This window comes from Shewanella sp. BJSY2023SW007, from assembly GCF_047314525.1.
Classification (GTDB): Bacteria; Pseudomonadota; Gammaproteobacteria; order Enterobacterales; family Shewanellaceae; genus Shewanella; species Shewanella chilikensis.
The window spans coordinates 1-8,898 of the sequence record NZ_JBKORL010000108.1 but is presented as its reverse complement, the minus strand read 5'-3'; the positions used below and the strand labels follow the sequence as shown (position 1 = coordinate 8,898).

The 8,898-nt window shown below is 51.3% G+C and carries 7 protein-coding genes; 5 read left to right on the top strand and 2 right to left on the bottom strand.

Going from position 1 to position 8,898, the window contains the following annotated elements; all coding sequences use genetic code 11:
* Positions 1-1,022 (top strand): IS630 family transposase gene (locus ACMHXE_RS19445; RefSeq protein ID WP_248990082.1). Its coding sequence is split into 2 segments (ribosomal slippage), with 1,024 coding nucleotides annotated over them: positions 1-447 and positions 446-1,022; the frame shifts between segments, so codons are not numbered across the junction. This gene is flagged as partial in the annotation.
* Between the two features lie 173 nt (positions 1,023-1,195).
* Here the strand turns inward: ACMHXE_RS19445 and ACMHXE_RS19440 are convergent.
* On the bottom strand, positions 1,196-3,058 hold the full coding sequence (locus ACMHXE_RS19440) for a methyl-accepting chemotaxis protein (protein ID WP_413733127.1): 1,863 nt from the start codon (positions 3,056-3,058) through the stop codon (positions 1,196-1,198).
* A gap of 575 nt (positions 3,059-3,633) precedes the next feature.
* Between ACMHXE_RS19440 and ACMHXE_RS19435 the strand changes: the two genes are divergently transcribed.
* From ACMHXE_RS19435 to ACMHXE_RS19425, 3 genes are read left to right on the top strand one after another with little or no spacing between them, the layout of a single operon-like run.
* A complete protein-coding gene (locus ACMHXE_RS19435; RefSeq protein ID WP_371873330.1) occupies positions 3,634-4,191 on the top strand; it encodes an RNA polymerase sigma factor in 558 nt (185 codons plus the stop codon).
* Positions 4,188-4,709: a hypothetical protein gene (locus tag ACMHXE_RS19430; RefSeq protein WP_025009055.1), complete on the top strand. Its 522-nt coding sequence runs from the start codon at positions 4,188-4,190 to the stop codon at positions 4,707-4,709. The genes ACMHXE_RS19435 and ACMHXE_RS19430 overlap by 4 nt, the downstream gene beginning before the upstream one ends.
* Entirely contained in the window at positions 4,706-5,644 is a 939-nt protein-coding gene (locus ACMHXE_RS19425) for a DUF4097 family beta strand repeat-containing protein (protein WP_101053854.1), read from the top strand. The genes ACMHXE_RS19430 and ACMHXE_RS19425 overlap by 4 nt, the downstream gene beginning before the upstream one ends.
* Before the next feature lie 47 nt (positions 5,645-5,691).
* Here ACMHXE_RS19425 and rsuA read toward each other — a convergent pair whose 3' ends face one another.
* The gene (rsuA, locus tag ACMHXE_RS19420; RefSeq protein WP_054744570.1) at positions 5,692-6,384 is read right to left on the bottom strand and encodes a 16S rRNA pseudouridine(516) synthase RsuA; all 693 of its coding nucleotides are present in this window, start codon (positions 6,382-6,384) and stop codon (positions 5,692-5,694) included.
* A 290-nt stretch (positions 6,385-6,674) separates the two neighbouring features.
* Between rsuA and ACMHXE_RS19415 the strand changes: the two genes are divergently transcribed.
* Positions 6,675-8,774: a M13 family metallopeptidase gene (locus tag ACMHXE_RS19415; RefSeq protein ID WP_413733124.1), complete on the top strand. Its 2,100-nt coding sequence runs from the start codon at positions 6,675-6,677 to the stop codon at positions 8,772-8,774.
* Positions 8,775-8,898 lie beyond the last annotated feature (124 nt).

The following is an 8,898-nucleotide window of genomic DNA, read 5'->3' as shown; positions in this document are numbered from 1 at the left end:
TCATCCCGACATCGCTTCATTAGCAAAATCCGAGAAAAGCGCACGTAAACGCATTCGCTATCTCGCCCTGCTTCACTTTATCGAAGGTCATTCCCGTACCTCTATCGCCAGTATGTTGAAGGTCAGCAGAACCAGTGTGAATAAGTGGGTCGCCACTTATCTCTCCTTGGGACTATCCGGCCTGGATGACAAACCAAATCCGGGACGTCCCGCTAAATTGTCCTCTCTTCAGCTAGCAACCCTGAAAGAATTCGTACTACTCAAAAGTCTATCTGAGCAAGGCGGCAGATTAATGGCCAAGGACGTCGGCCACTTTATTCAGTCTGAATTTGGCGTGACTTTCAAGCAAACGAATATCTACCGTTTACTACATCAATTAGGCTTTTCCTGGATCACTACGAGATCACGTCACCCGAAACAATCTGAAGCCGTGCAAGAGGCTTTTAAAAAACTTCCCAATGGCAATGATCCTTAACACCCCGGGACACGTCGCACTCGATCGCATCGATGTTTGGTTTCAAGATGAAGCCAGATTTGGTCAACAAAACACCACTACCCGTATTTGGGCTGAGAAAGGGACTAGGCCACGAGTGGTAAAGCAGCAACAGTTTGAATCAGCGTATTTATTTGGTGCAGTCTGTCCGGCAACAGGCGCCACGCAAGCTATAATCGCCCCCTTTGCCAACAGCGATTATATGCATGAGCACTTAAAGTTGATTTCGGCCGCAACGGGATCAGGACGCCATGCTCTGGTCATCATGGACGGCGCGGGCTGGCATCAACAAGATTTGGCCGATGATTTTGATAACCTCAGTATTCTCAAACTTCCCCCATATTCACCTGAACTCAATCCAGTAGAGCAAGTCTGGCAATGGCTTCGTCAACATGTGTTGGCAAATCGCTGCTTTAGTGGCTACGACGATATTGTTGAGCAATGCTCCATCGCATGGAACAAGTTTATTGGAGAGCCGCTGAGGGTGATTCAATTATGCTCTAGGCAGTGGGTAAGAATGGTCAGTTAATTAACGTAATTGGTATGATATGAGTACGCGCCAAAGCTTCTGAAAGTTGCATAAAAAAATCCGATGACATGGGGTCATCGGATTTTGATCCTTTCAGTGAGATCGTCAAGCGATCTGTCTTAACTGATCGGCATTACGGACATTGCCGCGGTTTTTCATCTGTGACCGGATAACTAGATTTTGAATTGGCTCACCGCCTGGTGCAGATAATCAGCGCGGTGGCGAACCTCATCGGATGCAGTGGCATTCTCTTCTGCCGCCTGAGCCGACTCCTCGGCAATATCACGGATCACCACCACGTTCTTATTCACCTCAGCGGCCACCATACTCTGCTCTTCAATAGCGGCAGCAATCTGAGTGCTCATATCCATGATATTGGTGACATCGGCATTGATCTGCGCCAACAAGGTGCCAGCACTGGCCGCCTGCTGAGCGCTCTCACCGCCCTGCTTCTGGCTCTGCTCCATAATATCCACTATCGAATGGGTACGGCTCTGCAGAGTTTGAATGATGCTGGCAATCTCTTCGGTCGACTCTTGAGTCCGCATCGCCAAGCTGCGCACTTCATCGGCCACCACGGCAAAGCCTCGGCCCTGCTCGCCGGCACGGGCCGCCTCAATGGCGGCATTCAGTGCCAGCAGATTGGTTTGTTCGGCGATACCGCGGATCACATCCAGTACGCTGCCTATGGTTTGACTGTCTTTTTCAAGCTCGGCGACCACATTGGCAGAGTCGTTCAGTTGCTGGGCCAAAGACTGGATCTTATTGATAGTATCTTCAACCTCAACTTGGCCTTCCTGGGCATTGTTGTGGGTCTGTTCTGCCTTACCTGCGGCCAGTTCAGTATTCTTGGCAATCTCGTCTATGGTAGCCCCCATCTCGGTGATAGCCGTAGCAACCATATCGGTTTCATTGAGCTGTTTCGACACGCCTTCCGAGGCGCTGATGGCGTTGCGGGACAGCTCTTCACAGGACTGGCGCATGCTATCCACTGATTCGATAACCTGCTCGATCAGCTTCTGGAAACTCTCCACCATACTGTTGAAATGGCGTCCTATCATGCCCAGCTCATCGTTGGAGTCCACATCACAGCGCAGCGACAGATCTTTTTGAAGCTCGATGCGGGAAATGACATCCGTGATACGCTCAACCGGCCTCATAATACTGCGGATAATCATCACAGTACTGACCACCAACAACAACGCAATAAGACCAAATAATGCCAACCCCTGCATGAAGCTGTGCTGCTGCTCGTTTTCCACCTTGGCTATTGCCAATTCTTTCAGCTTGGTAGATGAGCTTTCCGTGGCAAAGATCGCTTCTCGCAACTGCCCCATCATGCCCTTGGACTCGTCGAGTCCCAGCTGCTGTTCCTTGGCCACCAAACTCTTGAAGCTTTGCTGGTACTTGCTCATCAGTTGCTCAATATTGTTACGAACACTGTAGTCCAGCAAACTGGCGCTCAAGGCTTCATTGAAGCGTTCAATATTGCTATCAAACTTATTGAGGTAGCTGAGATCCCGCCGCAACATAAAGTCTTTCTCGTTACGCCTCAGCTGCAGCATCAACACCATAAGCTCAGGCACGTTATGTTCTGCCACCAAGCTTTCGACATTATGCACCGCAGAGCGTAACTCACCGTAAAGACCAGTCTTGGGATCCAGGCCTATCTCCTGCTGCAATTTCACCACTTCGGTAAACAACTGGCGGTAGTTGGCTAAATCACGGTTAAAGCTGTTTATCGGCGCCTCGGGGAGATCATACTCCTTGAAGATCAGTGCCAGTTCTTGCATCAACTGCGCTGTAGCCTGTGCTTCCTGCTGATGTATCTCAACATACTTGAGATCCTGGCGGCCAAAAAAATCCTTCTCATTCTTGCGCATGCTTAATACTTCTTTATCCAGTTCAACCACTTTCTGGATGGCGATGGACAGTTCTGTCTGCACTGAGCTGGAATATTGCTGCAGTGCAAACATCAATACCAAGGCGCCGATCGAAACGGCGGCACTCAGCAACAACTTATGGCGAATAAGCATGGTGTTACCTCAATAAAAAGAGTCACTCTAAAAAAATAGTCGCAATTCTGTCCCAGTGTCAGTTGAGTTAATCCGGTAACAAAAATGTCATTTTATATTGTCAATGATTAACCTATTTAAAAACAGTCACTAGCCTTGTCACAGTGCAAAAAAAATTAAAAATTTTTCTATTAACTGAGTCAAAAAAACCGAAAGCGCCAAGCATCTGTCATTCAAGGAAGGTTTTAACCCGACAAACAGCGATTGCATGCGATATTCAAAAATCAGAAGTGAACCCAATAAAAATCTAAGGTTCCCCCAATGACTCCCTTATCACAGGTTAGTGTCGTGCTCAGGTTGCCAAACACAATAGCTTTCCTGGGGGCTCCCCGGCCTCCCGGGGAACGGAAAGCAAACAACTGATTTCAGTGAAGCTTGTTTAAGGGATATGCAAATAACCAAATAAAGAAAACATCGAGCAGATTGATTAATCCACCAGATAAATTTTTGGGATTTTTTTTATTCTTTTTTAAACCTTTTAAGCGGGTCAAACTATCCAATTACCATGACTCGCCCAAACCATTAAGGACAGCCCAGTGAATGCCAGCCCACAGCTGACAGAAACCAGATACCAGCAAGAAGTGGACTTCCCGCTGGTGCAGCGTGCCCGTTTGGGGGACAAGCTTGCCTTCGCCGAGCTCTACCGCCTGCACCATGGCAGAGTCTATGCATTGTGTTTGCACCTGGCCGGCCAGGTGCCACTGGCAGAAGAGATGACCCAGGACTGCTTTATCCGAGCCTGGGAGAAGCTGGACCAATTCCGCGGTGAAAGCAAATTCAGTACCTGGCTGCACAGCCTGAGCGTCAATCAGGCATTGAGTAGTTTGAAAAAACAGCGCAGCTTCTGGGCCAGATTTCTGCCGGTGACCACAGAGGCAGACACAGAAGAATCAACCACAACCCACACGGAGGAAACCTCTGTATTGGAGCGCAAGATCCTCAAGTTACCCGAACGGGCCAGAGTCGTGTTTGTGCTGTTTGCCATTGAGGGCTACAGCCATGAAGAGATAGCCGCCATGATGGGCACAAGTACCGGCACCAGCAAGGCGCAGTACCACAGGGCAAGAAACTTGCTTCAGGAGATGTTGTCATGAACAAGCAGCCAACATTGGAACAACTGATAGAACAACTGCCACGGGAAAAAACACCCGAGCGTGACCTCTGGCCTGAAATCGCCGCCAGGCTGGAACAATCTCAGCCACCCAAGGCCGCAAAATCCAGCAACGGCTGGCGTAATCTGGCTATCGCCTGCAGTCTGCTGTTGGTATCCCTGCTCGGCTATCAGGGATTGCAGCAAACCCAAAGCCGCGTCGACCCACAGATGCTGGCCATGCTGGAGCAGTTACAGTATCAACACCAACAACAGGTGAAACAACTGGAAGCCAGTGTCAATTTCGGCCAATGGCAAAAGGTCAGCATGACCACGCCGCTCAGTCGCGGCATAGATGAACTCAGGGAAGCCGCCACGCAGATATTCCAGGCACTAAAACAAGACCCGACCGATCAACAACTTTGGCAACTCTGGCTTTGGGTACAGCAAAGGGAGATAGAACTGCTCACCCGGGGTGAACAACTGCCCACTCAACTCGATCAACAAGGAATCAGCATATGAACAAGATATCACTAACCCTACTCTCTTCAGCCCTGCTGCTGAGCCCGGTATTGCATGCGGCCGAGAAGGTCGATCAAAGTGCGGCGCTGGAGTCCGGAGCCAAATTGAATATCAAGATCCAACGGGGAGAGGTGAAGATCCGCAGTTGGGACAAGGCTGAAGTCGCCATCAAGGGCAAGCTGGATGAGCTCAGTGAAGGCCTGGTGTTTGGTCAGCAGGGCGGCAGCTTTGTTATCGAAGACAAGCTGCCCAAGAGCTATAACAGCCGGGACAAAGACGGCTCAAAGCTGGAGATCTTTCTGCCCGCCACAGTCAATATGAAGCTTAAAGGCGTTTCCGCCGATTATGACCTGCAAGGATTGGAGGGTGAGATCAGCTCGGCCAATGTCAGTGGTGATATCAAGGGCCAGGATCTCAAAGGCAATCTGCAACTGACCACGGTATCCGGCAGTATCCACACCCAGAGCAACCAGGGTGAACTGTATCTGGAAACTGTTTCCGGCGACATTGAGGATAAACAGAGTCTGGGCAAGGTAAGTTATCGCCTGGTGAGTGGCAAACTGAACGCCGAGAGTGATGCCATTGAAGTGGAGCTGGATCAGGTCTCGGGCAAGAGTCAATTGACCCTGAAGGCTCCCGAGTCACTCAAGGCCAGAACCGTCAGTGGCGACTTGAGTATTGCCATGCAAAGCCTGGCCGGCAATGCCCATGTCGATAGCGTCAGTGGCGATATTGAACTCAAGTTTGCCAAACTGCCGAATGCCGCCTTTGATATCAGCGGTGGCCCAGGTGGCAAGATTGACAACCAACTGACTCAGGACTCACCGAAAAAAGCCAAGTACACCAAGGCTGAATCGCTGCAGTTCCAAAGCGGTTCCGGCCAGGCCGATGTCAGTATCAACACCATCAGTGGCCGGATTAAACTGCAGCAATAATCAGCGGTATCGCACCAAGGCCTCCGGCTGGCCTTGGTGCCTTTTCTTCAGCCTACCGAGGCTATCTCGGCTTCGGTCAGATAACGCCACTCACCGGGTTCCAGTTCACTATCCAGCTCTATGGCGCCGATTGACTCACGATGCAGGGCTTCCACTTTATTGCCCACAGCGGCAAACATACGTTTCACCTGATGATATTTACCTTCGGTAATAGTCAGCAAGACTTCGGTCGGGCTAATCAGCTGCAACTGCGCCGGCCGGGTCAGCCCCTCTTCCCGGTGCAGCGCCAGGCCAGCGGCAAATTGTGGGATCAAGTCTTCAGTAACTGGGCTGGCCAGCCACACCCGGTAGCGTTTGCCGCATTCCTTCTTGGGAGAGGTTAGCTTGTGCGACCACTGGCCATCGTCGGTAATCAACACCAAGCCCGTGGTATCGGCATCCAGGCGCCCGGCAATGTGCAGGCTCTCGGGCTTTTCTATCTCCAGTAGACTGATAACCGAAGGATAGACCTCATCCACGGTTGAGCATATGGTATCGACCGGCTTATGCAACATCAGATATCTGTTGCCTATCAAGCTGATAGGTTCACCATCGAAACACACTCTCATGCCATCACGCACCTTGAAGCTGGAGTCCTTGACGATTTCACCATCGACACTGATTTCACCGCGGTGCAGCGCCTTCTTGGCCATGGAACGGGTCAGCTCTGTAGACTCACAGATAAATTTATCTAAACGCACTTGGCTATCCAACCTCTTGAGTTTATGCCGTGTCAATTGCGCGCCATTATGGAGCCTGACGGGCTAAAGGGCAAAGACTGTCAAACGCTCACTCAAATAAGCGCCTGTAACCTTTGCTTACAACTCCCGCGGCGCCGAGGCTCGCTGTCATCGCTGCGGGACTTGTTTACATTCCCACACAGGCCTTAACATAGGCATCACTGCGGTTTTTCCCGAACAAACGGGTGTGCAGCCAATCTGATAAAAATGCCCCCTCGCGGGACAGCAAAGAACAAAGAAAAGGAAACAGCATGAGAAAAGTACTCATTGGGGGATTGTGTGCCTCACTCATCGCAGGCCTATCTGCCTGTAATGACAAAACGGCTGAGACCCAGGCTGAAACAGCCAAACAGCCGGAAGTCGCCAAAACTGCAACTGCCGCCGCCGTCAGCCAAGCTCTGGGCTCAGGAATTGAATTTGCCAACTTTGACAAGTCTGTTCGTCCTCAGGATGACTTCTATACCTATGTCAACGGCGGCTGGATCAAGAACACAGAGATCCCGGCAGATCGCACCAGTACAGGCGCTTTCTATGATCTCAGGGAAAAATCCCGTGACGATGTCAAAGCCATTATTGAAGAAGTGGCGCAAAGCAAAGATCTCAAGCCCGGCAGCGACGAGCAAAAAGTGGCCGATCTTTACCGCTCCTTTATGGACAGCGATAAGCTCAACCAGTTGGGGATCAAGCCACTGGAGAGCGAGCTGGCAATCATAGATGCCATCAAAGACAAGCAAGCACTGGCGGCCTACTTCGGCAAGAGTCAAATTCTCGGTGGCGGCACGCCCATGGCCTTCTATATAGATGTTGATGCCAAGGACTCCAGCCGCTATGCCACCCATATCTGGCAATACGGCCTGAGCCTGCCGGAGAAAGACTATTACTTCAACGAAGGTGAGCGTTTCGTCAACATCCGCAAGGCCTTTGTTGAGCATATCGTCAAGATGTTCACCCTGGCCGGTTTTGCCGAGCCACAACAAAGCGCCGAAGCCATCATGAAGCTGGAAACCGCCATCGCCGCCAAGCATTGGGATGTGGTTGAAAGCCGTGACAGCACCAAGACCTACAACAAATTTGAGGTCAAAGAACTGTCAACATTGGCGCCGGACATCGACTGGAACGCCTACCTGACTGCGCTGGGCGCCGACAAGCAAGCCGATATCATCATCAATCAGCCCAGCTTTATCGAAGGCCTAAACCAGATAGTCAAAGACACAGATCTGGCGACCTGGAAGACATATATGCGCTGGCAGCTGTTGACCCACTTCGCCTCAGATCTGAGCGAGCCGCTGGATCAGGAAAACTTCGAGTTCTTCGCCAAGACACTCAACGGTCAGCAAGAACAGGAACCTCGTTGGAAGCGCGGTGTAGCCAAGGTCAACAGCCTGCTGGGTGAAGTCGTGGGTAAAGTATACGTCAAGCGCCACTTCGCCCCTGAAGCCAAGGAGCGGATGGAGCATCTGGTGGAAAACCTGCGCGGTGCCTACGCCGACAGCATAGATGAACTGGAGTGGATGGGCGCAGACACCAAAGTCGCCGCCAAGGAAAAACTGGCCAAGTTCAACCCGAAAATCGGCTATCCCGACAAGTGGGAAGACTACAGCAAGCTGACTATCAAGGCTGACGACCTGGTCGGTAACGAGATCCGCGCCGGTGAAGTGGAACATCAGAAGCAACTGGCCAAGTTGGGCAGCCCCATAGACAAGGGCGAATGGCACATGACGCCACAAACCGTCAACGCCTACTACAACCCGACCATGAACGAAATCGTGTTCCCGGCCGCCATCTTGCAGCCACCTTTCTTTAATATGGCTGCCGACGATGCCGTCAACTATGGTGGTATAGGTGCGGTTATCGGCCATGAGATGGGTCACGGCTTTGACGATCAGGGTGCCAAGTTCGACGGCGAAGGCAATATGCGCGACTGGTGGACCGAGCAGGATCTGAAAGAGTTTGCCGCCCGCGGCAAGGCGCTAATCGCCCAGTACGACGGCTACTATGTGTTTGACGACCTGCACGTTAACGGCAGTCTGACCCTGGGTGAAAACATCGGCGATCTCTCTGGTGTCACCATAGCCTACAAGGCCTACAAAAAATCCTTGGCGGGCAAAGAGGCTCCGGTAATCGACGGTCTGAGCGGTGATGAACGCTTCTTCCTCGGCTTCGCCCAAATCTGGCGTGCCAAGATCAAAGAGGAAGCCATGCGCAACCGAGTGGCCACAGATCCTCATTCACCGGCCAAGTTCCGCGCCATAGGTTCACTGTCCAATATGCCGCAGTTCTACAGCACATTTGACGTGAAGCCAGGTGACGGCATGTATATTGAACCGGCCCAGCGCGTGAAAATCTGGTAATTTTACGCTTGCCAACAAAGGCGCCTCAAGGCGTAATGCCGATCAGTTAAGACAGATCGCTTGACGATCTCACTGAAAGGATCAAAATCCGATGACCCCATGTCATCGGATTTTTTTATGCAAC

Bases quoted from the DNA above. Each gene is read 5' to 3' on its own strand.
- ACMHXE_RS19430 (WP_025009055.1), top strand. From the start codon at position 4,188: ATGAACAAGCAGCCAACATTGGAACAACTGATAGAACAACTGCCACGG.
- ACMHXE_RS19440 (WP_413733127.1), bottom strand. From the start codon at position 3,058: ATGCTTATTCGCCATAAGTTGTTGCTGAGTGCCGCCGTTTCGATCGGC.
- ACMHXE_RS19425 (WP_101053854.1), top strand. From the start codon at position 4,706: ATGAACAAGATATCACTAACCCTACTCTCTTCAGCCCTGCTGCTGAGC.
- ACMHXE_RS19415 (WP_413733124.1), top strand. From the start codon at position 6,675: ATGAGAAAAGTACTCATTGGGGGATTGTGTGCCTCACTCATCGCAGGC.